22 protein-coding genes and 1 other annotated feature are annotated in these 25423 nt (G+C 56.7%); of the genes, 20 read left to right on the plus strand and 2 right to left on the minus strand.

The genetic code is table 11. The features are described 5' to 3' along the window. The first annotated feature begins 6 nt into the window (after positions 1 to 6). The 6 genes from MJA45_RS10420 to leuS all read left to right on the plus strand — a co-directional run bounded on the left by MJA45_RS10420 (position 7) and on the right by leuS (position 6021). The gene (locus tag MJA45_RS10420) at positions 7 to 594 is read left to right on the plus strand and encodes a nicotinate-nucleotide adenylyltransferase (protein ID WP_315607190.1); all 588 of its coding nucleotides are present in this window, start codon (positions 7 to 9) and stop codon (positions 592 to 594) included. Then, positions 584 to 1168 carry a bis(5'-nucleosyl)-tetraphosphatase (symmetrical) YqeK gene (gene yqeK, locus MJA45_RS10425; RefSeq protein ID WP_315607191.1) on the plus strand — a complete coding sequence of 195 codons (585 nt, stop codon included), beginning with the start codon at positions 584 to 586 and terminating at the stop codon, positions 1166 to 1168. The genes MJA45_RS10420 and yqeK overlap by 11 nt, the downstream gene beginning before the upstream one ends. Next, positions 1165 to 1506, plus strand: coding sequence for a ribosome silencing factor (gene rsfS, locus MJA45_RS10430; protein WP_315607192.1), 342 nt, complete (start codon positions 1165 to 1167; stop codon positions 1504 to 1506). Before yqeK ends, rsfS begins: the two co-directional genes overlap by 4 nt. After that, positions 1503 to 2426, plus strand: coding sequence for a CvfB family protein (locus MJA45_RS10435; protein ID WP_315607193.1), 924 nt, complete (start codon positions 1503 to 1505; stop codon positions 2424 to 2426). Before rsfS ends, MJA45_RS10435 begins: the two co-directional genes overlap by 4 nt. 13 nt (positions 2427 to 2439) lie before the next feature. Continuing rightward, positions 2440 to 3201: a class I SAM-dependent DNA methyltransferase gene (locus tag MJA45_RS10440; protein WP_315607194.1), complete on the plus strand. Its 762-nt coding sequence runs from the start codon at positions 2440 to 2442 to the stop codon at positions 3199 to 3201. A 48-nt stretch (positions 3202 to 3249) separates the two neighbouring features. Beyond that, positions 3250 to 3509, plus strand: a binding site (T-box leader). Positions 3510 to 3570: 61 nt separating this feature from the next. Next, positions 3571 to 6021, plus strand: coding sequence for a leucine--tRNA ligase (gene leuS / locus MJA45_RS10445; protein WP_315607195.1), 2451 nt, complete (start codon positions 3571 to 3573; stop codon positions 6019 to 6021). Positions 6022 to 6105: 84 nt separating this feature from the next. On the opposite strand, the gene comER is transcribed toward leuS, so the two are convergent. Beyond that, a complete protein-coding gene (comER, locus tag MJA45_RS10450) occupies positions 6106 to 6936 on the minus strand; it encodes a late competence protein ComER (RefSeq protein ID WP_315607196.1) in 831 nt (276 codons plus the stop codon). 287 nt (positions 6937 to 7223) lie between these two features. Here comER and MJA45_RS10455 point away from each other — a divergent pair, with 287 nt between their 5' ends. The 7 genes from MJA45_RS10455 to holA all read left to right on the plus strand — a co-directional run bounded on the left by MJA45_RS10455 (position 7224) and on the right by holA (position 15683). Next, complete coding sequence (locus MJA45_RS10455; protein ID WP_315607197.1) at positions 7224 to 7895, plus strand: ComEA family DNA-binding protein; 672 nt, start codon at positions 7224 to 7226, stop codon at positions 7893 to 7895. Between the two features lie 112 nt (positions 7896 to 8007). Then, complete coding sequence (locus MJA45_RS10460) at positions 8008 to 9300, plus strand: homocysteine synthase (protein ID WP_315607198.1); 1293 nt, start codon at positions 8008 to 8010, stop codon at positions 9298 to 9300. A gap of 1 nt (position 9301) precedes the next feature. Continuing rightward, the gene (locus tag MJA45_RS10465; RefSeq protein ID WP_315607199.1) at positions 9302 to 9814 is read left to right on the plus strand and encodes a deoxycytidylate deaminase; all 513 of its coding nucleotides are present in this window, start codon (positions 9302 to 9304) and stop codon (positions 9812 to 9814) included. A 116-nt stretch (positions 9815 to 9930) separates the two neighbouring features. Further along, positions 9931 to 12480 carry a DNA internalization-related competence protein ComEC/Rec2 gene (locus tag MJA45_RS10470; RefSeq protein ID WP_315607200.1) on the plus strand — a complete coding sequence of 850 codons (2550 nt, stop codon included), beginning with the start codon at positions 9931 to 9933 and terminating at the stop codon, positions 12478 to 12480. A 201-nt stretch (positions 12481 to 12681) separates the two neighbouring features. After that, on the plus strand, positions 12682 to 13230 hold the full coding sequence (locus MJA45_RS10475) for an RNA polymerase sigma factor (protein WP_315607201.1): 549 nt from the start codon (positions 12682 to 12684) through the stop codon (positions 13228 to 13230). Next, a complete protein-coding gene (locus tag MJA45_RS10480) occupies positions 13227 to 14387 on the plus strand; it encodes an anti-sigma factor family protein (protein WP_315607202.1) in 1161 nt (386 codons plus the stop codon). The genes MJA45_RS10475 and MJA45_RS10480 overlap by 4 nt, the downstream gene beginning before the upstream one ends. 309 nt (positions 14388 to 14696) lie before the next feature. Further along, positions 14697 to 15683 carry a DNA polymerase III subunit delta gene (gene holA / locus MJA45_RS10485; RefSeq protein WP_315607203.1) on the plus strand — a complete coding sequence of 329 codons (987 nt, stop codon included), beginning with the start codon at positions 14697 to 14699 and terminating at the stop codon, positions 15681 to 15683. A 173-nt stretch (positions 15684 to 15856) separates the two neighbouring features. On the opposite strand, the gene rpsT is transcribed toward holA, so the two are convergent. Beyond that, positions 15857 to 16129 carry a 30S ribosomal protein S20 gene (gene rpsT, locus MJA45_RS10490; protein ID WP_315607204.1) on the minus strand — a complete coding sequence of 91 codons (273 nt, stop codon included), beginning with the start codon at positions 16127 to 16129 and terminating at the stop codon, positions 15857 to 15859. A 158-nt stretch (positions 16130 to 16287) separates the two neighbouring features. Here rpsT and gpr point away from each other — a divergent pair, with 158 nt between their 5' ends. The 7 genes from gpr to spoIIP all read left to right on the plus strand — a co-directional run bounded on the left by gpr (position 16288) and on the right by spoIIP (position 25421). Beyond that, the gene (gpr, locus tag MJA45_RS10495; RefSeq protein ID WP_315607205.1) at positions 16288 to 17298 is read left to right on the plus strand and encodes a GPR endopeptidase; all 1011 of its coding nucleotides are present in this window, start codon (positions 16288 to 16290) and stop codon (positions 17296 to 17298) included. A gap of 173 nt (positions 17299 to 17471) precedes the next feature. Next, positions 17472 to 18290, plus strand: a complete 819-nt coding sequence (locus tag MJA45_RS10500; RefSeq protein WP_315607206.1) for a cyanophycinase — start codon at positions 17472 to 17474, stop codon at positions 18288 to 18290. Then, positions 18287 to 20914 (plus strand): cyanophycin synthetase, encoded by a 2628-nt coding sequence (gene cphA, locus MJA45_RS10505; RefSeq protein WP_315607207.1) that lies wholly within the window; start codon positions 18287 to 18289, stop codon positions 20912 to 20914. The genes MJA45_RS10500 and cphA overlap by 4 nt, the downstream gene beginning before the upstream one ends. Before the next feature lie 97 nt (positions 20915 to 21011). Beyond that, on the plus strand, positions 21012 to 22082 hold the full coding sequence (locus MJA45_RS10510; RefSeq protein ID WP_315607208.1) for an asparaginase: 1071 nt from the start codon (positions 21012 to 21014) through the stop codon (positions 22080 to 22082). 56 nt (positions 22083 to 22138) lie between these two features. Further along, positions 22139 to 23128, plus strand: coding sequence for a YhcN/YlaJ family sporulation lipoprotein (locus tag MJA45_RS10515; RefSeq protein ID WP_315607209.1), 990 nt, complete (start codon positions 22139 to 22141; stop codon positions 23126 to 23128). A 144-nt stretch (positions 23129 to 23272) separates the two neighbouring features. Next, positions 23273 to 24022 (plus strand): HAD family hydrolase, encoded by a 750-nt coding sequence (locus MJA45_RS10520; RefSeq protein ID WP_315607210.1) that lies wholly within the window; start codon positions 23273 to 23275, stop codon positions 24020 to 24022. Between the two features lie 166 nt (positions 24023 to 24188). Beyond that, positions 24189 to 25421, plus strand: coding sequence for a stage II sporulation protein P (spoIIP, locus tag MJA45_RS10525; RefSeq protein WP_315607211.1), 1233 nt, complete (start codon positions 24189 to 24191; stop codon positions 25419 to 25421). Positions 25422 to 25423 lie beyond the last annotated feature (2 nt).

Genomic DNA, 25423 nt, shown 5'->3' on the forward strand with positions numbered 1-25423 from the left:
ATAGGGATGAAGGTTGGGATCATGGGAGGGACCTTCGACCCCATCCACCTGGGGCATCTTCTCGCGGCCGAACGGGCAAGGGAGCAAGCGGGACTGGACGAGGTATGGTTTATGCCGGCTCACGTTCCCCCTCATAAAGCTCATGCCCCTAAGGCCGATGCGGAAGCCCGGTGGGAGATGGTCGTTAGGGCAACGAAGTCCCACGCGGCGTTCCAGGCAGTGGATTTTGAGCTCCGGCGGGGAGGAACCTCTTATACGATCGATACCATAACCGAGCTTCGGAAGACTTATCCCGATCATCAATTCTTTTACATCATAGGCGGGGATATGGTTATGTACTTGCCGAAGTGGTACCGGATCGGGGAGCTGGCGCGGCAGGTCACTTTTATCGGTCTGGAGCGGCCGGGTTACGTGATCAAGCTGGAGGAGCTTCCGGATGAAATCCGGCGCTCGGTCCTGCTGGTGCCGATGCCGTTAATGGAGATTTCCTCAACGGACATCCGGGCCCGAAGAGCGGGAGGACAATCCATTCGTTACGTCGTAACGGAACCGGTTAGGGATTATATCGAGGGGAACGGTTTATATGAAGCGTGAACAGATGATGGAGGCGGTACGGAAGCAGATGCCCGCTAAGCGCTGGCAGCATACGCTGGGCGTAATGGAATCGGCGGTTGAGCTGGCCCACCGGTTCGGGGGGGATCCGGAGAAGGCCGATCTAGCTGCGCTGCTGCATGATTACTGCAAATACTGGCCGGTGGAGAAGCAGCGCCAAGTTATTGTCGACAACCGCCTGCCGGAGGAGCTGCTTTCCTACGAAAAACCGCTATGGCATGCACCTGTGGGGGCATTCGTCGTAGCGGAGGAATTCGGGATCGACGATGAAGAGGTGCTGGATGCGATCCGTTATCATACGTCAGGTCGTGTCGGCATGTCCCAGCTTGATAAAATCATATGCCTGGCCGATTATATTGAGCCTAACCGGGATTACCCGGAAGTGGCGAACCTCCGCCGGCTGGCCGAGACCAGCATGGAAAAAGCACTCATAGCCGGATTTGACTCCACCATTCATTATTTGTTATCCAAAGGAGAAAAAGTCTTTCCCATGACGCTCATGGCGCGTAATTCGCTTATCGATGAGGTCAGGGAACGGGAGGGGAAGAAAAGATGACCAACCAAGATCTGCTTACGCTTGTACTGGACGCGGCGGACGATAAGAAAGCGATGAACGTGGTTGCCTTGAACCTGGAGGGTATCTCGCTCGTTTCGGATTATTTCGTGATTTGTCACGGGAATTCGGAGACCCAGGTACAGGCTATCGCGACGGAAATCAAGAAAAAGGCCGAGCAGCACGGCTTCCGGGTAAGAGGGCTGGAAGGAATGGACACCGCCCGCTGGGTGCTGATCGACCTGGGTGATGTAGTGGCCCACGTGTTCCACCGGGACGACAGGGAATATTACAACATCGAGCGTCTGTGGTCGGATGCCAAAGTGGTCGAGAAGGTATGACGCTTCAGGCGGGAACGACCGTAACCCTCAAGGTGACCAAAGAAACAAAGCCGTACGGATATTTCGTCACGGACGGCGTTCGTGAGGTTCTTCTTCATTATACGGAAACGACCGGGCCCGTTCAGGTGGGGGAGGACGTGGAGGTCTTTCTGTATTTCGACACCGAAGACCGGTTGGCCGCAACCATGAAAAAGCCGCTGATGGAGCTCGGTCAGGTGGGCTTGCTGGAAGTGGCCGATATCCACCACCGGTTTGGGACCTTTCTCGATATGGGGCTCGGCCGGCAGCTGCTCCTTCCCTTCAAGGAACAGCCGGAGCTGAAGGAGCTTCGTCCTCAGGTAGGAGACAAGGTATACGTAACGATGGCGCACGACCGGCAGGGCCGGCTGATGGCCAAGCTGGCAGGAGAGGAAGAGCTCGCTCCCCTCACCTTCCATGCTCCGACCTCCTGGTTGAACCAATGGGTGGAAGCCCGCGTCTACAAGCCTCTTCAAATGGGCACCTTCGTGATATGTGAAGGAGGGATCCTCGGCTTTGGGGTAATCGGCATGATCCATGCTTCCGAGCGGACCCGGATGCTTCGCGTCGGGGAAACGGTACAGGTTCGGGTCATGAAGGTCCGGGAGGACGGACGCGTCAATCTTTCCCTTAAGCCGTTGAAGGAAGTCGGCCGGGTCGAGGATGCGGATAAGCTTCTCGCTTATCTGAAGGAACGGCCGAACGGGGCGATGCCCTTCTCGGACCAAACGCCGGCAGATATCATTATGCAGCGGTTCGGGATAAGCAAATCGGCTTTTAAACGGGCCATGGGCAAGCTCATGAAAGAGGGCCTTATCGTGCAGAAGGAAAACTGGACGTACCTGCAGACGGATAAGGATTCGGGGCCGGCAGCACCAGCCGGAGCCTCAGATAACGAGTAAGGATGAGTGGGGTATGGCTTACGGGCGATTCGCCTATTACTACGACCGGCTGATGGAGGATATGCCTTATCCCCGCTGGCTTTCGTTTCTGGACCAATGCTGGGAAAGGTTCGGGCGCCCGTCCTCCGTCGTCGATTTGGGGTGCGGGACGGGGAGCATTGCCATTCCCCTGGCCCGGAAAGGCCTGGAGGTAACCGGCATCGACTTGTCCGACCACATGCTGGCGGTGGCAAGGAACAAAAGCGAAGAAGCGGTTGTTGGGAAAGCCGGGAAGGGAAGCGTCCATTTTCTTCAGCAGGATATGCGGGAATGGGAGCTTCCGGACCGTGTGGATGGAGTCATTTCCCTTTGCGATTCGCTGAATTACTTGACCGAGGAAGCGGATTTGACGGAAACTTTCCGGCGGACGTATGAAGGGCTTGCTCTGGGTGGACTCTTTGTTTTCGATATGCATACTCCCCGTCTATTGGGGGAGTATTACCGGTCGCAGCCTTTTCTTCTGGACGAGGAGGATATCGCCTACATCTGGACATGCGGGTTTGACGAACAGCTGTGCCAAATTGAACACGATCTGACTTTCTTCGTTAAGGAAGAGGGGGGGGACCGGTTTCTCCGGTTCGAGGAGCATCACGTTCAGCGGGCTTACCCGCTGCCTTGGGTCAAGGATCAGCTCCGGGAGGCCGGTTTCCGGGATGTACGGCTTTACGGCGATTTTGAATGGCGGGAAGCGGATGAAGAGACGGAGCGGGCGTTCTTCGTTGCCCGAAAGGGATAACGGTGACTTGACAGAGCCGCTCCTTGTTTCATATAATTTGGTACATACTTTATGGCTGTGAAGAGGACTAGTAGTTTTCGCGTGCGTCTTATACAGAGAGCCGGGGGAAGGTGGAAGCCGGCAGATGACCGAGAATGAACTCGCCTTGGAGCCGGATGGTGAAGCCTGCTGCATCCGATGGCCGGATGCCTTATGGTGCTAACCGGACCGCTGCCCGCGTTACAGGGTTTACGAGTGGATCTTTCCCTCCTCGGGAGGAAGGGTCAACCAGGGTGGTACCACGGGAATTCAAACCTCTCGTCCCTGGCCTTAGGGCCGGGACGGCAGGTTTTTTTATTGCGCTGTTAATAGTACAAGGAGGAATAAGCCATGACACAGGAAGGCAATGCCCATCCAGGGTACAATCCCCAGAAGCTGGAGCCGAAATGGCAAAAATATTGGGATGAACACAAAACGTTTAAGGTGCTGGAGGACTCGGACAAACCGAAGTTCTACGCACTCGATATGTTCCCTTATCCGTCCGGAGCCGGGCTGCATGTTGGCCATCCGGAAGGTTACACGGCAACGGACATCGTTTCCCGCTTTAAGCGGATGAGAGGCTACAACGTTTTGCATCCGATGGGGTGGGACGCTTTCGGTCTTCCCGCGGAGCAGTACGCGCTGGACACGGGGAACGACCCTAGAGACTTCACGGCGAAGAACATCGATACGTTCCGGCGTCAGATCAAGTCCCTCGGTTTCTCCTATGATTGGGACCGGGAGATCAGCACGACGGACCCGGAGTATTACAAATGGACGCAGTGGATCTTCATCCAGCTGTATAACAAAGGATTGGCTTATGTCGATGAAGTGCCCGTCAACTGGTGTCCGGCACTCGGCACCGTGCTCGCGAACGAGGAAGTCATTGACGGCAAGAGCGAACGCGGCGGGCATCCCGTCATACGCAAGCCGATGCGTCAATGGATTCTGAGGATTACGGAGTACGCGGAAAGGCTTCTCGAGGATCTGGAGGAGCTCGACTGGTCCGAGAGCATCAAGGACATGCAGCGCAACTGGATCGGAAAGTCCAAGGGCGCCGAGGTTCAATTTGCGATCGACGGACATGAGGGCGTCAACCTCACCGTCTTCACCACCCGCCCGGATACGCTTTTCGGTGCGACTTACTGCGTCATTGCGCCGGAGCATGAATTCGTCGGCCGGATTACCACGCCGGAGCAGCAGGAAAGCGTGGAACAGTACCGGGAGAAGGCGGCCCGCAAGAGCGACCTGGAACGGACGGATCTGGCCAAGGAAAAGACAGGGGTCTTCACCGGGGCGTATGCCGTCAATCCAGTCAACGGTGAGAAGGTTCCGGTCTGGATTGCGGACTACGTGCTGGCCGGCTACGGCACCGGGGCCATTATGGCGGTTCCCGGCCACGACCAGCGGGACTACGAATTCGCTAAAGCGTTCCACCTGCCGATCGTGGAAGTGGTGGCGGGCGGCAATCTCGATACGGAAGCCTATTCGGGGGACGGCGAGCATGTGAACTCCGGCTTCCTGAACGGATTGGCCAACGAGAAGGCCATCGCCGCCATGATCGAATGGCTGGAAGCCGAGGGCAAAGGGAAAGGGAAGGTTACGTACCGGCTCCGCGACTGGCTGTTCAGCCGTCAGCGTTATTGGGGCGAGCCGATCCCGATTCTGCATCTTGAGGATGGCAGCATGAAGACGGTGCCGGTGGACCAGCTGCCGCTCCAGCTTCCGGAGATGGACGAAATCCGTCCCTCCGGAACCGGAGAGTCTCCACTGGCCAACGACGAGGAATGGGTGAATACCGTGGATCCGGAAACCGGGCTTAAGGCCCGCCGGGAAACGAACACCATGCCGCAGTGGGCGGGAAGCTGCTGGTATTACTTGAGGTTCATCGATCCGCGGAACGACCAGGAAATCTGTTCGCCCGAGCTTCAGAAGAAATGGCTTCCGGTCGACCTCTATATCGGAGGGGCCGAGCATGCGGTACTTCACCTGCTCTATGCCCGCTTCTGGCACAAGGTTCTGTATGATCTGGGCGTAGTGGCGACCAAGGAGCCTTTCCATAAGCTCGTCAACCAGGGAATGATCCTGGGGGAGAACAACGAGAAGATGAGCAAGTCCCGGGGCAATGTCATCAACCCGGATGACATCGTGAACCAATATGGCGCGGATACGCTCCGCCTGTACGAAATGTTCATGGGGCCGCTGGAGGCGACGAAGCCTTGGAATGACAGCGGGGTGGAAGGAAGCTACCGGTTCCTGAACCGGGTCTGGAGGCTGTTCCTAAACGAGGACGGCACCCTGACGGGCAAGCTGACGGAGAACGACGCGGAGACGACCGATGCGTTCAAACGCACCTGGCACAAAACGATCAAAAAAATAACGGAGGATTACGAAGCCCTCCGGTTCAACACGGCCATCAGCCAAATGATGATTTTCGTCAACGAAGCTTACAAAACCGAGAAGCTGCCCAAGGCCGCCTTGGAGCAGTTTGTCCAGATGCTGTCGCCGATCGCACCGCATCTCGCGGAAGAGCTGTGGTCGCTTCTCGGCCATTCCGAGAGCATTACCTACGCCGAGTGGCCTTCTTATGAGGAAGCCTGGACGGTGGAGAATGAAGTCGAGATCGTCGTTCAGGTGAACGGCAAGATCGTCGACCGCGCTATGGTCGCGAACGATCTGGAGCAGGCCGCCATGCAGGAGCTTGCCCAAGGTCTGGAGAAGGTGAAGGAAGCCATTGCCGGCAAAACCGTCCGGAAAGTCATCGCGGTCAAAGGCAAGCTTGTCAACATCGTGGCCAACTAACGAAAGCCAGCCTCGGCCGCTAAGGAAGAGGAACCGCCCGTAAGGGCGCAGTATAGCGGGACCGTCCTTCCGGGCGGTCCCGCTTCAGGTTTTCTTATTCGGGAAGGCGGCTTCTACCTTATCCACATCTTCCCTGTACTTGGCGTGGGTGATCCGGATCAGCTGATTAAAGAGATCCTTCACCTCGCGGTCCATGAGACGAAGTCCTTCGGCTGTAATGCCGCCGGGAACGGCCACGCGCTTCTGCAGCTCATCCGGAGTAAAGCCGCCGGCGGTCAGGAGCATGCCGGTTCCAAGCAGCATCTCGCTGGCGAGGCGGGTGGCTTCTTCCCGGGGAATGCCGGTCTCTTCCACCGCCGCGTCGACAAATCTTTGCAGAAGAAACGCCATGAAAGCGGGGCCGCAGCTGGAGATATCCGAGGTCACCCGGGTAAAACTTTCCTCTACCTCAATGGGGCGGGAGATACACCCGGCCAAACGGTCGAGCAGGAGTTTATCCTCCGGCTGCAGGCGGTCGCTGTAGATGCACAGGGCGGCCCCGCTCAGAACGTAGTTGGTGATGCTCGGAATGATTTTGGCCACCTTGCAGGGCAGCTGGTCTTCCAAGTGCCGGATCAAGACAGGGCTCGTGATGGAGACGACGAGGTGATTCGGGTCGAGATAAGGGGCGATTTCGGGAAGCACCCGCTTGAATTCGGACGGCTTCACACAGACAAAAAGAAGCCGGCACGCTTCGGCGACCTCCCGGTTCGTAAGGACCGCCCGGAGTCCGGGATACCGCTCCGCCAGCTTTTCCGGTTTAGAAGGGTTGCGGTTGGAGGCCGTAATTTCTTCCGGTTGAAGGGCTCCCGATTGGATGAAGGCTTCAATAAGGATAGACCCCATGCTTCCGGTGCCGATAAAGCCCGTTTTCATTAACTTTCCCTCCCATGGCCTGGATTAGAAGAACGGAAAGCGGGACTTTCTCTGCTGACGCTAGAGAAAGGCTCCCGTCCTTGCCGGTAAAAAACTCCTCTAACTATATGACGGTTAGGGCGGTTTCATGCCTGGGAGGAAGGAACTTGATTTCTCACGGCTCCTGGCGTATAGTAAGGGCAACAGCATACTTGGAGCGGAAGAACCGCCTTTGTCCACGGATTCGTGGCAGAGGCGGTTTTTTTTGGCCCTTTTTTGGGCCGATTCAGGAAAGGAGCAGAGAAACGATGGGATTGTTTATGCGTCAGTACGGAAAAGTATTCGTTTGGCTGCTGCTGCCGATAGCAGCAGCAGGAGTCTGGCTGGGGGTCCGCCATGCTTTTGACCGGGCGGATCAGGCACTCCTCGCACCGGTGAACGGCCAGATTGAGGAGTGGCTGGATCAGAAGCCGGGAAGCCAAGGGACGGACAAGCCGGGAGCAGGGGAAGGGAAAAGTCCTGCCGGCGCGAACGGGGCGTCTGTTTCCCCGAGTCCGGCCCCTTCTCCCGCATCGGCTCCTGCTGCCCAACCGAAGCGGCCATCCGAAGGGGAGGTGCCGGCTGGACGGACGCAGGGGACCGCGCAAGCGGCCGGAGAAGGGGAGGGGGCTCCGACCGCGGCTTCCTCTCCTTCTCCGGCTGGCCGGGCTGCTGAGCCGGGCGCCGGCACGGTGACGGCTCCTTCTTCCGCCGGCAAGGAAGGGACCAAAGCCGGAGCCGGGAAGATCAACCTGAACACGGCTTCGCTTCAGAAGCTCATGGACCTGCCGGGAATCGGCGAAAGCAAAGCGAAGGCTATCATCGCTTACCGGGAAGGAAGCGGAGGATTCAAGAAGCCCGAAGACATTACGAAGGTAAAGGGCATCGGTCCGAAAACCTATGAATCGTTCAAGGATCGGATTTCGGTAGAAGGACCTTGAGGAGACGAGCGGCTTTAAAAGACAACCGTTCGTGATCCTGTTTGCTTTTCAATTTCATACAAATATGAGAGAATTAATAGGAAATAATAACTAGGAGGTTATCGATAAACTTATGGCAGAAGAACGCAAGCTTTCCCCCGAAACCCTGGCCGTGCATGCCGGGCAGGAAATTGATCCGGCTACTTTCTCCCGGGCGGTTCCGCTTTACCAGACGACTTCCTACGGCTTCCGCGATACCGATCATGCCGCCAACCTGTTCGCCTTGAAGGAATTCGGCAACATTTACACTCGATTAATGAACCCGACAACGGATGTTTTCGAGAAAAGAATCGCCGCCCTGGAAGGAGCCCCTGCTGCGCTCGCTACGGCTTCCGGACAAGCGGCTATTACTTATTCGATTCTAAATATTGCTGGGGCCGGCGATGAAATCGTATCGGCTGCCAGCCTGTATGGCGGAACCTACAACCTGTTCTCCACCACGCTGCCTAAGCTTGGAATCAAGGTTATTTTCGTCGATCCAAGCGATCCGGAGAATTTCCGCCGTGCCATTACGGAAAAAACGAAAGCCGTCTATGCCGAAACGATCGGCAATCCGAAGGGGGATGTTCTGGATATTGCCGCTGTGGCGTCCATCGCCCATGAGAACGGGGTTCCCCTGATCGTGGACAACACGTTCCCAAGTCCCTACCTGCTTCGCCCGATTGAGCATGGAGCCGACATCGTCGTTCATTCCGCCACGAAATTCATCGGCGGCCACGGGACCTCCATTGGCGGCGTCATTGTGGACGGGGGGACCTTCGACTGGAAACAGAACGACAAATTCCCCGGCCTGACCCAGCCGGACCCAAGCTACCACGGCGTGGTGTTTACGGATGCGGTAGGACCCATCGCTTACATAATCAAAGCCCGCGTTCAGCTCCTTCGCGATATGGGAGCGGCGATTTCCCCGTTCAACTCGTTCCTGCTGCTTCAGGGACTGGAAACCCTTCATCTGCGGATGGAACGCCACAGCTCGAACGCGCTGCAGGTCGCTCAATTCCTCGAAGCCCACGAGGGCGTGGAATGGGTCAGCTATGCCGGACTCAAAAGCCATCCGTCGTATGACCTGGCTCTTAAATATCTTCCGAAAGGACAGGGAGCCATCCTAACTTTCGGGATCAAAGGCGGACTGGAAGCCGGCCGCAAGGTAATTAATTCCGTCAAGCTGTTCTCGCACTTGGCCAACGTGGGCGACTCCAAGTCTCTTATCATTCACCCGGCCAGCACGACGCATCAGCAGCTTAACGAAGAGGAGCAGAAGGCAGCCGGCGTATCCCCGGGGATGATTCGTTTGTCCATCGGAACGGAAGGAATCGACGACATTCTGTTCGATCTTGATCAAGCCATCAAAGCGAGCCAGAACTGATATGTCCCGCCGCAAAGACTGGGATACTTATTTCATGGATATCGCCTATATGGCGTCCACTCGTTCCCAGTGCCTCCGCCGGCATGTCGGTGCCGTGCTGGTACAGGGGAAGAAGCTGCTGGGGACGGCTTATAACGGGGCGCCCATGGGGGTGCCGGACTGCTACGAGGCCGGCTGCATGCTGGCCGAGGATTACGAGGTCCGGATCGAGAACGGCCAGGAGTCCGTCATTAAGAAACAGCGATGCATCCGCACCATTCATGCGGAGCAGAACCTCCTGCTGTTTACCGACCGGATCGACCGGGAGGGCTCCTCGGTCTATGTAACCGATCAGCCCTGCTGGACCTGCGCCAACATGCTCGCGAACAGCGGGGTCAAGGAGATTGTCTACCATCGTCCCTATCCGAAGGACAGCGAGAAGGTATCGCTTTTGATGCAGACGCGGGGCATTATTTTCCGGCCCATCCCCTCCTATGAGCCCCCGCCCAATACACTGACGGAAATCATCAATTAATCGTAGGATGAGGAAGAACCTCTTATGCGTTTACGCGTAAGAGGTTCTTTGTTTTTGTCCGATAGACGGTTCCTTCCTGTCCGTGCAGGAGATAAACCCGAGAAGGAGTTACCTTTATGAAACCTACGGTAGTTTCAGGAGCATGGGTCTGGACCGCCGGCTATACGGCGGCCATTTGGCTGCCCGGCTTGACCCTGCCCCTGCCGGCTGTGCTGGGGGCAGCCGCGCTTACGGCGGCGCTGCACCTGCTGGCCCTGCCGGGGAGAAGGCCTGCGCTTTTTGTCCTGCTTTTTCTTATGGCCGCCGCTTACTACCAATGGAGTGACGGTCGCCATGTCACACGCTTGGAGCTGCCCGTTGGGGAGGCCGGGCCGGCGGAGGAAGGAAGCGCCGTTATGCGCGGGACGCTCGTTTCCCCGGTAACGGTAGACGGGGACAAAGCGTCCTTTCTCCTTCTGGCGGAGGAGGTACAGGGGGAAGACGGAGCTTCCTTCTCCAAAGAGAGCCGGTTGGACGGCAAGGAAAAGTTTCAGGTGTCGGTCAAGCTGCTGAAGCCGGAAGAGCAGGCCGCCGCTTTGGCTTTGCGGAGGGGAGACCGAATCGAGCTGGAAGGCACGATCAAAGCCCCGGAAGGGGCAAGAAATTTCGGCGGCTTCGATTACCGCCGCTACTTGAGGCTTCAGGGGATCCACTGGCTGGTTTCCGCCAAGGGAACGGAGCAGCTCCATCGCCTCCCCGCCCAGCCCTTGTCCTGGCCCGTTCTGCTCAGCTGGAACGACCGGCTCCGGGATCATCTGGGCACCCGGCTCGATGCTATCTTTCCTGCGGAGCAAGCGGGGTACATGAAGGGCCTGCTGGTCGGTCTCCGGTCCGATCTGGATCCGGAGTCCTTCCAGCAGTTCTCCCAGCTCGGCCTTACTCACATCCTGGCCATCTCCGGGCTTCATGTCGCCGTATTCGTCGCGGTGCTGCTGTGGATGCTCGCCAGGACCCGGGTGACCCGGGAGACAAGCCTCCTGATCGTCCTGTCGCTGCTCCCTTTCTACATCCTGCTGACCGGGGCTTCGCCTTCGGTTATCCGGGCGGGAGGGATGGCCATGATAGCCTTGTACGCAGCACGTAAGGGCTGGCTCAAGGACGGCCTCCATCTCGTGTGCCTGGTCGGCTGGCTGATGCTCTTGTGGAAGCCTTATTACCTCCTCGATGTAGGCTTTCAGCTGTCCTTTCTTGTGACCATCGGCCTTATTCTCGGGGTGGCCCCGTTCTCGCGCCTTCTTCCGGCAGCCGGTCCGACGGTAACCGGAACACTGGCCGTGACTTTCGTCGCCCAAGCCGCTTCGTTTCCGCTATCGGTTTACTATTTCAATCAATTTTCGCTTATTTCCTGGTTTGCCAATCTGCTGCTCGTTCCCTTGATCAGCTTCGTGGTAACCCCGGCGGGCTCAGCCGCGCTCCTGATCGGGCTGATTTCCGAGCGGCTCGGCCAGCTTCTGGCCTGGCCGACGGTTTGGATCAACCGGTTGTCCTTCCGGATCGTGGAAGGCCTGGACGGCTGGGCTTCCTTTCATCTCATCTGGCCCTCGCCAAGCGAAGCTTGGGTTGCCGCCTATTACGGACTGGGCGGACTGATGCTGCTCGGCGTAGCGGCACGCCGCAAAGCCTTGACTCCTCCTGCTGGAGAAGGGGTTCATCTGGCCGTGAAGATGCCCTGGTACGGTCATCGGGGCATTTTGGCGGCGTCGGCCGCTCTTTTCGTGCTTCTTATGATTTACGGGTATTCTCCCGATAAATGGAACAGGGAAGCTACGGTGAATTTTATCGACGTGGGCCAGGGGGACGCGATCTGGATTCATACGCCCGGGGACCGCAACCTGCTTGTGGACGGGGGAGGTACGGTCAGCTTCCGCAAGGCGGGAGAGAATTGGAAGAACCGGCAGGATCCTTACGAAGTGGGCCGCAAACTGCTGGTTCCTCTTCTTAAGAAGAGGGGAATTCACAAGCTGGATGCATTGATCATTACTCATGGCGATCAGGATCATATAGGCGGCCTTCAAGCCGTTCTCGAACAGATCCCGGTGAAACGGATCTTTTTTAATGGCACCGTGAAGAACAACGCGACCCTGCGAAAGCTGCTGCAAACCGCTCAGGATCGTGGCATCCCGCTGTTTGCCGCCGGTGAAGGAACGCGGTTTGACCCGGATGGCGAAACCAGCCTTGTTTTTCTATATCCGCTTTCCGAAGGGGAGACGAAAATAAGGGAAGAGGAGCACCAGAATGATAGCTCCCTTGTTTTTCTGATGGACATGTACCAAAAACGGTTTCTGTTCAGCGGGGACATGGAGAAGGATGGAGAAGCCGAGCTCTTAACCAGGCTGGACGCAGCCGGCATCCGGCCGGAGAGCCTGCAGCCTATCGATGTTCTGAAAATAGCCCACCATGGCAGCAAAACCTCCTCCACGCCGGAATGGCTGGAGTTCTGGAAGCCGGCGCAGACGGTCATTTCGGTCGGCAAGACCAATACTTATGGCCATCCCTCCCCCCAGGTGGTCGAACGGCTTATCTCCACGGGAGCCTCCGTTTACCGGACCGACCGGCAGGGCGAAATCCGGATGACCATTGCGAACCGGGGCGGCCCGCTGGAGATTGTCACCAAGCTGGAGCGGTAAAGGGGACGGGGCTCCCTTTTGGAGCAAGTTATGTAAATTACTAGAAGTGCCTGTATATACCGGCATCCAGATTTTTGATATAGTAACAGGTAGTGTGTGTGATTTTACATAAAAAAACGGCCAAATTCTATTATCATGGCGCCATGGTGCAACATTATTAGACATAGGTCCGTCTATAAGTGTGCAGGAAGGGGGAACCCTGTGGTAGCGCTTGAATTAATCAAAGCTGCCCAATCGGGCGATCGCGACGCTCTGATAGCTTTATTGCGAGAGATAGAGTCTCACGTTTACCGGACGGCTTATTATATATTGGGCAACGAGCAGGATGCGCTGGACGCATCCCAGGAAGCCCTGATCCGCATATACCGCAAGATTGACTCTTATGAAGAGAAAGCATTGTTCAAGACTTGGGTCCAGCGGATTGTGACGAACATCTGCATTGATAAATTCCGCAAGACCAAACCAACCGTTTCGATCGAAGAGCACGAAATGGTGTTTGCCACCGGCCTCTTAGTGGAAGAAGAGGTACTGGCCGCCTATGTCGCGAAGGACATTCACGATGCCATAGATAAGCTTCCTCCCCATCACCGGACGGTGGTGGTTCTGCGTTACCTGCAGGATTTCTCCTACAACGAGATTGCCGAATCACTGGATCTGCCCATCAACACGGTCAAATCGTATTTGTTCCGGGCGAGACAGCAATTGCAATCCTTACTTCAAGATTATCAGAAGGGTGGTGTTCGGGGATGAGCTGCCAAGAGGTGATGGAACTGATGCAACGGGATCTGGATCAAGATCTGACGATCGCAGAACAGCGTACCCTCCTTAAGCACATTAGACAATGCCCCGAATGTGCGGCCGTATTTGAGCGTTTGCAGCGTATTTCCGATGAGCTCGAGCAGCTGCCTGCCGTCATCCCTCCGTTCAGCATTGTGGATTCCATTCTGCCTCGCCTTGCGGAAGCGGACGGCTTGAGGGAGCAGAGCGCTTCCTCGGATGTCATACCGGTGCCTGCGGGACGCAGAATCGGGAAGGGATTTTCCTGGAAAATCGGGACGGGAGTGGCTGCGGCGGCGGCCGTGCTCGGCTTGGTGGTCTTCAATGGAGGGAATATCGGACGGAACGATAAGAACAGCACGGCCGCCTCCAACATGGCCGGCGGGTATCGCGGGGAGGCGTCGACTCCGGCCGCTAGCCAGCAGCGGACCTTGGCTGGTTCAGCCATGGATCAATATTCGGCCGGGAACGAACCCAAAGCCGATGGTAAATCGGAGGAAGCCAGCAAGTCCCTTGCGCAAGCGACCCCATCCCCTGCCGCGGGGTTAACGGCGGAGCCTTCTCCCACCCTGACAGCGGACGCCACCCGCAAGCTGCAGGCCTCTACGGCACCCAAGGCCACTCCCGGCAAGGGGAGCGGCAGCGTCGTTCTTGGCGACAAGAACAAGGGGAATGGAAGTGCACTCGCCGGCGGAGGAGAGCGGCCTTCTTTAGCCGCGTCCCCTTCGCCATCCACTAGCTTGTCCCCTTCGCCGGGAGCCCTGGTGGAACCGGGGAAAGCCAATCCCGACAACGTCGTATCCTTCACCCCGCAAGGTCCTCTGATTCCTTCGGGGGGGAAGACCGGTGAAGCCGGTTCGGGGGCCGCTTCCAACACGGGAGAGGAGAACACGGTGCTAGCCGCCCCGTCGAATAAGTATAAGGCCGCGGTGGAGAACCAAACCGTTGTGGTGCGGGGAAGCAACGGGGAGACCGTGTTCATCTCCGACTCCCAGTGGGGCGGAGGGGCCAAGGTGCATCTGCTGTACTGGGTAGGAGACACCCAGCTGACGTACGAAATCCTTAAACCGGATGGCAGCAAAATCCAATATCTGGTGGATCTCTCGCTCAAAAAGGAATTCCGCAAGTAAGAAAAGGCGTGCACCAAAGCCCGTTGGGCGGCGTATAGTAATAGCAGAAACCGGTACTGGCGACGGCTGTCCGCCCAGAAGGAAAGTTTCTAGAGCTTTCCGCCGGGTGTTTATATAAGGGGGATCGTCCGGGCATGGAATCCTGGCGGTTCCCCTTTGTGCTGCTTTCCGGCTCCCTTCGGCTTCCTTATGGCGCAGATGGCGGCTTGGTCTGGCCGAATCGTCCCCTCCTGCCTTAGGGGTAGGGGAGGAACAAGGATTGATAGGCTCCTCCGGGTCTAGTATGATAAGGGACGAGGTGGGCACACAATGGTTAAAGTAAATCCCGTTAACGTTTGTTTCGGGCCTGAGAAATATTTAAGGAATGAATACATCGGGCAGCTGCTGAACGAGCTGGTTGAGCCGGAGCAGAGAGAGTTCGGCGTCAGCCGCTATGACCTGGCGGAAACTCCCCTGGAGGCGGTTCTGGAGGATGCGGAAACGGCACCCTTCTTCGTGCCCCGTAAGGTCATTCTTGCCAGCAACGCCGTTTTCCTGACGGGAGCGAAAGAAAGCGGCAAGATCGAGCACAAGGTGGATCGCTTTGCGGCGTATCTGAAATCACCCGCGGAGTATTCGGTGCTGGTTTTCACCGTGGAAGCGGACAAGCTGGATGAACGGAAGAAGATCGTCAAGCAGCTGAAGGAGAACAAGTGGCTTCATTCGTTCTCCGCTCTTTCGGCGGAGGAGTTGGCCAAATGGGTGGAGCGGAGGGCGGAGAAGCTTCAATTCCGGTTCGCCCCCGGAGCGCTTGAGCCGTTTCTCCTCTACTGCGGGGGGCAAATGGAAGTGCTGGCGGCGGAAATGGAGAAGCTGTCTCTGTATACGGGAGCTGGCGGAGTAGTGACGGCGGAGCTCGTCGACCAGCTGGTCGTGAGAAGCACCGAACAGAACATCTTTCTGCTGATCGAGGATATCGTACAGCTGCGGATGGAGCGGGCCTTCGCCATCCTGTACGAGCTGCTTAAGCAGAAGGAGGAGCCGATCAAGATCGTCATGCTGATGGCGAGGCAGTTCCGGATTATTCTTCAGGTCAAGGAGTTGTCCGCTCAAGGCTATTCGCACCAGCAAATCGCGGGACAGATCGGCCTTCACCCGTTTCCGGTAAAGATCGCGGCCGACCAGGGCCGCCGCTACAGCAGCGCCCGCCTGGCCCAGATCCTGTCGAAGCTGGCCGATCTGGATTTCCAGATCAAGAGCGGGGGCATCGACAAGGTGCTCGGCCTGGAGCTCGCCATGCTGGAGATCGGCCGCTAATGCCGGGCATTGCGGGAAGGGGTCTTGCGTAGAGCGGCGGGGCGGTCAGCCGGCAGGCGGCGGCCAAGGGCGCTCAGCCGCTCCTGGGGGAAGGAGCGGCTAGCGGCTGTCCTTGCGCACCAAAAAAAGCCCATCGGCTTCGAAGAAGCGGATGGGCTTTTGTTTGGGCGTTATTAAGCTTGGGCGGAAAGAGCGTTCAATCTCTTAGCCAAACGGGACTTTTTGCGGTTAGCGGTATTTTTATGGATCAAGCCTTTTGTTACGGCTTTATCCAGCTTTTTGGTTGCGTTAACCAAAGCTGCTTTCGCGTTATCCACGTTATTGCCATCAGCAGCGTTCTCAAAAGTCTTAACAGCCGTACGGAGTGCGGACTTCTGGGAAGCATTGCGAAGACGGCGCTTTTCGCTTGTTTTCACACGTTTAATAGCGGATTTGATGTTAGGCATTGCGTTCACCTCCTAATTCAAAAAACCATTCCAATCGATGGTTGACAACTTTTCATATTCTATCATGGCATATAGGAAAAAGCAATAGCGTAAATAGGGCGTATAAGGGATCCCTTTTCCCAGCACAATACAACTAAATGAGGAAGGGGGCAGCACCGATGGAAACGGAAAAAGAAGAGGGACTCGTCTATGCGGGAAGCACGGATTTGGCTCTGGAAGCCAATGAAATCGCGGCCAAACGAATGGGCGGGGCCGTTCCCGGCGTCTTGACGGAAACGCAGGAGGACGGGGGGGTCAAAGTGACGTTCATGGAAGTCCAGAACCGGGAAGCCGCCCAGTCGATCGGGAAGCTGCCGGGTCACTACATCACCTTCGAGGTGCTTGGGCTGCGAAATAAGGATTCGGACCTGCAGGATCAGGTGGCGACTCTCTTTGCTCAGAAATTCGCTGACTTCCTGAAGAAGATCGGAATCGGAAAAGATGCCAAGGTGCTGATCATCGGACTCGGCAACTGGAATGTGACGGCCGACGCCCTGGGGCCGATCGTGGTGGAGAACATCATGGTCACCAGGCACTTCTTTCAGTTGATGCCGGATCACGTCAGCCCGGGCTATCGTCAGGTCAGCGCGGTAGCTCCCGGGGTGTTGGGGACCACCGGTATCGAGAGCAGCGAGATCGTGCAGGGAATCGTCGACCGCTCCAAGCCTGATCTGGTCATAGCGATCGATGCGCTGGCTTCTCGTTCAATAGACCGCGTCAACACAACCATTCAGGTGGCGGATACGGGCATTCATCCCGGCTCGGGCATCGGCAATAAGCGCAAAGGACTGACGAAGGAAATTTTGGGTGTTCCCGTTATCGCGATCGGGGTGCCGACCGTCGTTTATGCCTCAACCATTGTCAACAACTGCATCGACCTGATGATCGAGCATTTCAAGCAGGAGACGGACCGGACGGACAAAATTTTCGGCCTGCTGGATGGGCTGGAGGAGAATGACCGGCTGCAGCTTGTCAAGGAAGTGTTGAATCCGGTCGGGCACGATCTGTTGGTAACCCCGAAAGAAATCGATCAGTTCATCGAGGATATCGCCAACATCATCGCAAGCGGCTTGAATGCGGCTCTCCATGAAGCGGTGGACATGAACAATGTGGCGGCATATACGCACTGAATGCAGCCGGCCGGGCCTTCGCCCGGTTTTTTCCTTTTTAGGAACCTTCCTTCCTTCTTTCCCGCCTGTTGCCAGGCTTCCCTTTGTTTCTGACTCTCTCGCTTTGGGTAAATCAGTTACAGACTTGACCCCGTCCCACCGGGGCTAGAGCAGAGAGAAAGAGGTCGACAGCGATGAGCAGAGGAGATCTATTCATTGTCGGAGGCAATGAGGACAAAACGGGGGCCATGCCGGTTCTCGCGAAGTTTGTGGAGATTAGCCGCGCCAGACCTGGCCCCATCGGCATTCTGACGACGGCCACGAATTATCCCGAGGAAACAGGAGAGGAATACAGCCGGGTCTTTGAGGACATTGGAGCCCCAGGAACGGTCTGTTTTCATATAGGAACAAGAGAAGAGGCGGAGGAAGATCGTTTAGAAGAGCAGCTGGAGCAGCTGGCCAGTCTCTACATCACAGGTGGAGACCAGGTTAGACTGACCAGCATTCTCGGAGGAACGGCCTTCTATTCGGCTCTTCAGAAGGTTTGGCGGAAAGGTCTCGTTATAGGAGGGACTAGCGCCGGAGCGGCCGTCATGAGTCGACAGATGATCATGTCGTCCAGCGTCCCCGGCGGAGGCGGGCAGCTGATCGTAGAGATGGGAGCGGGGTTTGGCTTTCTGGAGGATGTGATCATCGATCAGCATTTCTCCCAGCGAGCCCGGTTTACCCGGCTGATGAACGCCATTGCCCATAACCCCCAAATCATCGGGGTAGGGGTCGACGAGAACACCGCCATTTGGGTTCAGGAGGAAGGAAGCTTTTTTGAAGTGCTTGGGGAACACACGGTGACCATCTTCGACGGCAAAAAGCTAACCTATGTGGATGTCGCCATCCCGCACGAGAACAAGGACATTACCATTTCTGGTGTTCGGCTTCATTCCTTAGCAGGGGGATACCGCTTTGACCTGCAGAAACGCGAACTCATGATCACACAAGGGAGAGAACAAGAATGAAAATCAATCGGATCAAGTTCTGGACTGGCCCTAACCTGTACAGCTTTCGTCCCACGATTTGGGTAGAGCTCGATTTGGAGGAGCTGGAGGACAAGCCCTCTCATCTTCTGCCCGGATTTGTCGACCGCCTGCTTCACATCATGCCTACTCTGAAAACGCATACTTGTTCCTTGGGCTACCCGGGCGGTTTGGTGGAAAGGCTGCGGGAAGGGACCTGGATGGGTCATATCCTGGAGCACATGGCTCTCGAGATCCAGCACTTGGCCGGCATTCCGGTTAAGCGGGGGAAGACGGTCACGAGTGAACGGAAAGGGATTTATTTCGTTACCTTCGATTACAAGGAGAAGGAATCCGGTCTTCATGCCTTTCATGCGGCCTATGAGCTGGTGGAGGGGCTCCTCGAGGGGAAGGAAGACCTGGACGCCGCTCCTTATGTAACCAAGACAGCAGAGCTTTATTACGCCAACAAGCTTGGGCCGAGCACAGAGGCCATTTTCGAAGCGGCGAAGGCACGCAAAATTCCGGTGGAGCGCGTCGGCAAGGACAGCTTCCTCCGTCTCGGAACCGGCTCCCGACAAAAATATGTCCAAGCGACCGTCTCCAGCCAAACCTCCTATTTGGCGGTCGAGAACTCCTGCGACAAAGAGATGACGAAGCGGCTCCTCGAGGACGCGGGACTGCCGGTTCCCGAGGGCACGGTGGTCCGTTCTTCCCGGGAGCTGCCGCGTACAGCCGAATCGCTTGGTTTTCCTCTCGTGATAAAGCCGCTGAACGGGCGCCAGGGGCAAGGAGTCGTTACGAATATCCAGTCTCCGGAGCAGCTTCATTCGGCCTTCACTCAGGTAGGAGAGGAAGGCAGGGATTATATTGTGGAGAGATACTTCGCCGGGGAAGATTACCGGTTTGTGGTGGTAGGAGGCGAGTTGGTCGCGGCGAGCCTCCGGATTCCTCCGCGGGTCACCGGGGATGGAAAGAAGACGATTCGTGAGCTGATTGAAGAGGAGAACCTTAATCCCCTGCGGGGAGAATGCCACGAGAAGCCGATGACGCGAATCCCGCTTGACGAGAGAACGGAATGTTACCTGGCCAAAAACGGGCTGAGCCTGGAAGCCGTTCCAAGGAAAGGGGAAGAAATCGAGGTTCTCGGCAATGCCAACTTGTCGACAGGCGGCAAGGCGATCGATGTCACGGATACCGTGCACGCCGATTATCGCTCCATGGCGATTCGAGCGGCCGGTGCCGTGGGGCTGGATATTGCGGGAATCGATATCATCAGTCCCGATGTGACGGTTCCTTTCAATCCGGACAAAGCGGTTATCCTCGAGGTGAATGCAGCGCCGGGCATACGCATGCATCATTATCCATCCGAAGGCAAGAGCCGGGATGTGGGCGGAGCGATCATGGATTATCTGTTCCCTTCCCGGGAGGAGGCAACGATTCCGGTTGTCGCGGTGACGGGAACGAATGGGAAAACCACTACTTCCCGTCTTGTGGCTCATCTGTTAAAGAAGGAGGGCCGCCGGATCGGGCTGACGAATTCGGACGGGGTATGGGTGGACGATCAGGTGCTGGATACCGGGGATTGCAGCGGCCCGGGCAGCGCACGCCGCATCTTGACCCATCCCGAGGTGGATCTGGCCGTGCTGGAAACGGCACGCGGAGGCATGCTTCGGGAAGGTCTCGCTTTCCGCTATTGTGATGTGGGGATCGTTACCAACGTATCCGAGGATCATCTCGGCCTGGACGGCGTCGAAACGATGGATGACCTGCGCAAGCTGAAGCAGCTTGTTGCCGAGGTGGTCCTGCCGGAAGGAACCTGCATTCTCAATGCCGATGATGAGCATTGCCTGCAAATGGCGGAGCACACGAACGGCCGCGTGGTCTATTTCTCTCTCCGGGCGGATAACGCCGTTGTGCGGGAGGCCGTGAAATCAGGCGGAGAGGCCTGGTACCTGGACGAGGGGTGGATCGTTTGCGCCCGTAACGGCGAGGCCGTCCGCTTCCTGCCTGCCGCTCACATTCCCCTGACGATCAAGGGGCTGGCCCTTCATAACATCGCCAATGTTATGGCCGGACTCGCGGCCGCCCACGCGCTCGGCAAAACGCTGGCCGAGCTCCGCAACCAGGTCATTACCTTCTTCCCGTCTCTTAAACAGAACCGGGGAAGGTTCAATGTCCTGGAGAAGGACGGGCGGATTCTGGTGGCGGATTACGCCCATAATGTAGCGGGAGTAGAAGCCATGTTCACCACCATCAAAGGGATGGAGAAGAAAAGGGTGATCACCGTTGCCTCCGCTGCCGGAGACCGTCCGGATAAGGCGATTGTGGAGATGGGGACGGTCATTGGACGGGAATCGGATTATTTCATTGTGAAGGAAGACCATGACTTAAGAGGCCGTCCGCCCGAAGAGGCAGCGGCTCTGCTGACCCAGGGGGCTCACCGCGGCGGCTTGACCGGGGAACGAATCAAGCAGGTGCTGGACGAGAAGAAAGCCTTTCATCAAGCCTGGCAAATGTCTATGCCGGGTGACATCCTCCTGATGCTTCATGACTCGTTCCGGAACTTTGAGGACTTTCTGAAGGAAATGAACCGCAATCCGGGCCGTCTCAAGAAGGTCGATTAAGGATAGGGAATAAGAGGTTCGGGCCGTTAAGGCCCGGATCTTTTTATAGAACGGGGAAATGCATCCTGCTGTAGGCAGCGGAGAGGTTTGTTTAGGCATGGCCAATTATACGGAAAGCGGGGCGTTGGGAATGGGAGAAAGCTTGGCAATCGTCAAACGAGGCAATCAATGCGAAAGCCTTCACAAAGGATCGGCAGCCGTCATGGACAGCCGGGGGACCCTGCTTTACCACATCAGTGATCCGGAGCATGTTTATTTTTCCCGTTCCACCATCAAGCCGATTCAAGCCATTCCCCTTCTGGCATCCGGCGCCGCCGAGCGGTTCGGCTTTACGGATAAGGAAATCGCCATTTGCTGCGGTTCCCACGATGGACAGGATATGCACACGGCAACCATTAAGGAAATATTGAAAAAGCTGGATTTGGACTCAGAGGCTCTCCAGTGCGGGATCCACCCCCCTTACAACAAAGAAACAGCTAACCGACTGATCCGGGAAGGCAAAGAGCCTTCTCCCCTGCATAACAACTGTTCGGGCAAGCATACCGGCATGCTGGCGGTCTGCCTACACAAAGGATGGGACCTCGGCACCTATTACCATCCGGATCATCCACTTCAGAAATGGATTGCCAGCATCCTGGCCGAGCTCTCCGGGATGGACCCGGAGGATCTCATTGCCGGGACGGATGGTTGCGGGCTTCCTACTTATGCAATGCCGTTGTCCCGGCTGGCATTGGCTTATGCCCGGTTAAGTGATCCTTCCTCCGTGGAAACGGACGAATATCGGGCGGTTATCCCGCGAATCATCTCGGCTATGACCCGCTACCCTTCTATGATCGGAGGGGCCAAGGAATTCGACACGGACATGATTAGCCTCGCTCAAGGGAGAATGATCTGCAAGGTAGGAGCGGAAGGGGCTTACTGCATCGGTTTACTGGATCAAGGAATCGGTATAGCCTTCGATATCGATGACGGGGGAACCCGGGCGGCTTATCCGGCAGCCGTCGAAATTCTCACCCAGCTTGGAGTGCTTACGGAGGAAGAGCGGGACAAGCTTGAAGGCTATCACAAGCCGCAAATGACCAACCACCGCGAGGAACCCATCGGAGCCATCGAGCCGGTCCTTAAGCTTCAGCCCGCTGGGGAGAAGCGGATTCGGGCCGCCGAATAATTTAAGGGAGGCAGCCCATCCTAAGGGGAGCATCAACCCCAAAGGAGGCTGCACTCATGAAAATTGGATTTTGGCGCTCCGCCGCGGCCGGGCTGCTTCTGCTTGCGGCAGCCGGCTGCGACGATACGCCCAACGGGACGGCGAATGACGGCGGAAGCCGATACACGCCGGAAAACGGAGTAAGGAGCCATTATTATAAGGGCACGACAATGATCCGAGACAAGGACGGAACAGGGAACATGGCGGGCAACGGGGTCGGCAGCGGTTCCGAAAGCCGCAATTCCACCGGCATGGGAGGTACCAGCAACAAAGGCATTTCCCCATTGGGGACCGGGGGAGCCAATCCGACCAACGATGGGTATCAGGGCGGGTATTCCCCCGGGACGACCAACCGCTTCGGGGCTGCGGAGCAGAACGGCTCCGAAAAGAACCCGACCGGGATGGATCCCCGGCTTATGCACCGCAACACCCGCATGGAGCTGAGTCCTTACCTCTCCGGCAAGATTGCCGAAATGCCCGAGGTTAAAGCAGCCCACGCGGTTGTGACGGATACCTCCGTTTATGTAGCGGTCCAGCTGGAGGAGGAGGCGGCCAAAAGCCTGGTGCCGGCCGGACAAGCGGAGGGCAGCGGAGGCGCCCCCAGCGGACTGGATGCGAGACACGATACCTTAAGCGGAATCGTGGGGAATTCCTACGATTATTACAATCAAGGACCCCGAATGAATCACAGCGGATTGCCGGATGCCATCCGGGAACGGATCGTGAAGAAGGTGCATTCGTTAAGCAGTCCCCACCTTCAGCATGTGTTCGTAACGGCCAATCCCGAGTTCTTCCGGGAGCTGACCCGTTACACGACACCGGAGGTGAGCATCCGGGGGCTGAACGGGCAGGTGGAAATTTTCAATGCGTTGGCTTCCCGGCTATTCCCGGCTACCTCGGGGACCGGTGCCTACGGAGGAAGCACGAGCAGCGGATCGGCGGGCAACCTTATCGGTCCTTCCAATGGGGAGTTGAGGACCAAGTCGGGAGTCGTCAGGGAGCAGTAACCGGATATCCGAAGTAGGGCGGCTGCCGGCCGTCCTCTTTTTATCAGGAAATAACGGAACAGCCTGTCCGAACTTCTTTTGTTTTTTGGAATAGAATTTGCTAGTATAGATGAAACCTAATCTTGGAAAGAAGGAGGAGCGCCCATGGAGAGGCAGTTAATCCTATTCGATATGGACGACACCCTGATTCACTGCAACAAATATTTCGATCTGGTGCTGGAGCAGTTTAAGGACCAGATGACCACCTGGTTCGCTTCCTACCGGATCGATCCGAAAGAATTCGAGGACAAGCAGCTCGAAATCGATACCATTGGCGTGAGCCAATTCGGGTTCACCGAGGACCATTTTCCCCAGTCTCTTGTCGAAACGTATGAGCACTTTGCCAAGATGACGGGCCGCTCCCAGAACGAGGAAGAGAAGAAATGGCTGCTCCAGATCGGCAAATCGGTCTATGAGGCCGAGGTGGAGCCCTATCCCTATATGGTAGAGACGCTGGAGGAGCTTCAGGCGGATGGCCATACGCTGTATTTATATACCGGCGGGGTGGCCGCCATCCAGCAGCGTAAAGTCGAAGCCTTCAAGCTGGAGACATTTTTCGGGAACCGGATCTTTATCCGCCAGCACAAAACGACCGCCTCCCTTGAGCGGATCCTCACGGACCATGGCTTCGACCGGTCCAAAACGTGGATGATAGGAAATTCGATCCGGACGGATATTATTCCGGCGCTGGAAACCGGCATTCATGCTATCTACATTCCGGCCATGACCGAATGGCAGTATAACATGATGGAAATCAACGTCAAGCCGCAAGGTGCGTTCTATACCGTCCCGGCGCTTACCGACGTGCGGGAAACGATAAAAGGATACGTGGAAGAGAAGCGGAAGACCGGCTGACCGAGGCCGCTTCCGGCAGACGCCGATAACCGGAGGGGAATTATGCCCTTCCGGTTTTTTTTGCATTTTCTTTTACTAGAAAGGAGGTTCTATCGAATCCGGCCGGCTCATAGATTGCTATTAGATAGATTATTAGACGGCAATCGAGGAACGGAGGAATCAAACGATGAAGTGGACCGCCTTTACTTTGGATTTGAGCCGAATCCGCAAGTTCGTTCAGAATATGGGGGTGCTGGGTAAAACGTTTCTTATTCTTTCCACTAGCACCTTTCTCTTATTTGTTCTTCTCGGTCTGGCCGGCTACGGGAATGCGAGATGGAAGAGTTCTCCCGCTTCCTCTATGAAAGGAATAGCCGCTTCGCTGTCCAGCGATTTTTTTATGGATATCATCGGGCTGGAGGTGCCCCATGTACAGGAAGACCGCATTCAATCGACCTTCTCGCAGACCAATATTCTGCGCTTCGTGTTCCGGGTGATGACCGACATTAACCCCCGCGATCCCAAAACGATGCTTGCCCACGAGGTTCCGGGGCTTGCCGGGGAAGCTCCCTACCTGCTTCGCAAAACAAGCGGCACCGATCCGGACGGAGGCCCGCAGGATTATCCGCCTCCCATTCAGAAGGATCCCAATTCGAGCGGGGACGGGGGAGCGGCCAGTACTCAGCCGAGCCCATCGCCCACTCCTCAGCCCAGCCCGACCGCTACCCCGGCTCCTCCCAAGAAATCGACGGACGGCAAGAAGGTGGTCATGATCTATCACTCGCACAACCGCGAGTCGTTCCTTCCGGAGCTCGGGATCAAGGACCCGAACAGCGCCTACGACGCCAAGGTCAACATTACCCAGGTAGGGAAGCGCCTTGCGGACAAGCTCGAGGAACTCGGAGTAGGGGCGGTCAGCTACAACCAGGACTATACGGCTATCGAAAAGGACTTTTCTTTTGCTTATTCCTACAAATATTCGGGAAAAACCGTGAAAGAGGCCTTTGCCGCTAATCCGGATATTAAATTCGTCTTCGATCTCCACCGGGATTCGGAGGACCGCAAAAAGACGACGACGACGATCAACGGCCAGGATTACGCCCAAGTCTTCTTCATCATCGGCCAGAAGAACCCGAACTGGGAAAAGAACGAGCATTTCGCCTCCCAAATTCAGGAGAAGCTCGAGCAGACGATGCCCGGACTGTCCAAAGGCATCTGGGGCAAGACCGCCCGGGACGGCAATGCCGAATACAACCAGTCCCTTTCCCCGAACAGCGTGCTGATCGAAATTGGGGGCCCCTACAACACGCTCGAGGAGTGTTACCGGACGGCCGACGTGATGGCCAAGGTGATCGCGGACCTGTACTGGGACGCCGAGAAAGTAAATGCTCCGGCGGCCGATGCCAAGAGCAAAAGCTAGAG

Origin of the sequence: Paenibacillus aurantius (assembly GCF_032268605.1) — a bacterium.
Classification (GTDB): domain Bacteria; phylum Bacillota; class Bacilli; order Paenibacillales; family NBRC-103111; genus Paenibacillus_AO; species Paenibacillus_AO aurantius.

Bases quoted from the DNA above. Each gene is read 5' to 3' on its own strand.
- MJA45_RS10510 (WP_315607208.1), top strand. From the start codon at position 21,012: ATGGCCAATTATACGGAAAGCGGGGCGTTGGGAATGGGAGAAAGCTTG.
- rsfS (WP_315607192.1), top strand. From the start codon at position 1,165: ATGACCAACCAAGATCTGCTTACGCTTGTACTGGACGCGGCGGACGAT.
- MJA45_RS10480 (WP_315607202.1), top strand. From the start codon at position 13,227: ATGAGCTGCCAAGAGGTGATGGAACTGATGCAACGGGATCTGGATCAA.
- MJA45_RS10520 (WP_315607210.1), top strand. From the start codon at position 23,273: ATGGAGAGGCAGTTAATCCTATTCGATATGGACGACACCCTGATTCAC.
- MJA45_RS10500 (WP_315607206.1), top strand. From the start codon at position 17,472: ATGAGCAGAGGAGATCTATTCATTGTCGGAGGCAATGAGGACAAAACG.
- yqeK (WP_315607191.1), top strand. From the start codon at position 584: ATGAAGCGTGAACAGATGATGGAGGCGGTACGGAAGCAGATGCCCGCT.
- MJA45_RS10420 (WP_315607190.1), top strand. From the start codon at position 7: ATGAAGGTTGGGATCATGGGAGGGACCTTCGACCCCATCCACCTGGGG.
- leuS (WP_315607195.1), top strand. From the start codon at position 3,571: ATGACACAGGAAGGCAATGCCCATCCAGGGTACAATCCCCAGAAGCTG.
- MJA45_RS10515 (WP_315607209.1), top strand. From the start codon at position 22,139: ATGAAAATTGGATTTTGGCGCTCCGCCGCGGCCGGGCTGCTTCTGCTT.
- cphA (WP_315607207.1), top strand. From the start codon at position 18,287: ATGAAAATCAATCGGATCAAGTTCTGGACTGGCCCTAACCTGTACAGC.
- spoIIP (WP_315607211.1), top strand. From the start codon at position 24,189: ATGAAGTGGACCGCCTTTACTTTGGATTTGAGCCGAATCCGCAAGTTC.
- MJA45_RS10455 (WP_315607197.1), top strand. From the start codon at position 7,224: ATGGGATTGTTTATGCGTCAGTACGGAAAAGTATTCGTTTGGCTGCTG.
- MJA45_RS10440 (WP_315607194.1), top strand. From the start codon at position 2,440: ATGGCTTACGGGCGATTCGCCTATTACTACGACCGGCTGATGGAGGAT.
- holA (WP_315607203.1), top strand. From the start codon at position 14,697: ATGGTTAAAGTAAATCCCGTTAACGTTTGTTTCGGGCCTGAGAAATAT.
- MJA45_RS10460 (WP_315607198.1), top strand. From the start codon at position 8,008: ATGGCAGAAGAACGCAAGCTTTCCCCCGAAACCCTGGCCGTGCATGCC.
- MJA45_RS10435 (WP_315607193.1), top strand. From the start codon at position 1,503: ATGACGCTTCAGGCGGGAACGACCGTAACCCTCAAGGTGACCAAAGAA.
- comER (WP_315607196.1), bottom strand. From the start codon at position 6,936: ATGAAAACGGGCTTTATCGGCACCGGAAGCATGGGGTCTATCCTTATT.
- MJA45_RS10465 (WP_315607199.1), top strand. From the start codon at position 9,302: ATGTCCCGCCGCAAAGACTGGGATACTTATTTCATGGATATCGCCTAT.
- MJA45_RS10470 (WP_315607200.1), top strand. From the start codon at position 9,931: ATGAAACCTACGGTAGTTTCAGGAGCATGGGTCTGGACCGCCGGCTAT.
- rpsT (WP_315607204.1), bottom strand. From the start codon at position 16,129: ATGCCTAACATCAAATCCGCTATTAAACGTGTGAAAACAAGCGAAAAG.
- gpr (WP_315607205.1), top strand. From the start codon at position 16,288: ATGGAAACGGAAAAAGAAGAGGGACTCGTCTATGCGGGAAGCACGGAT.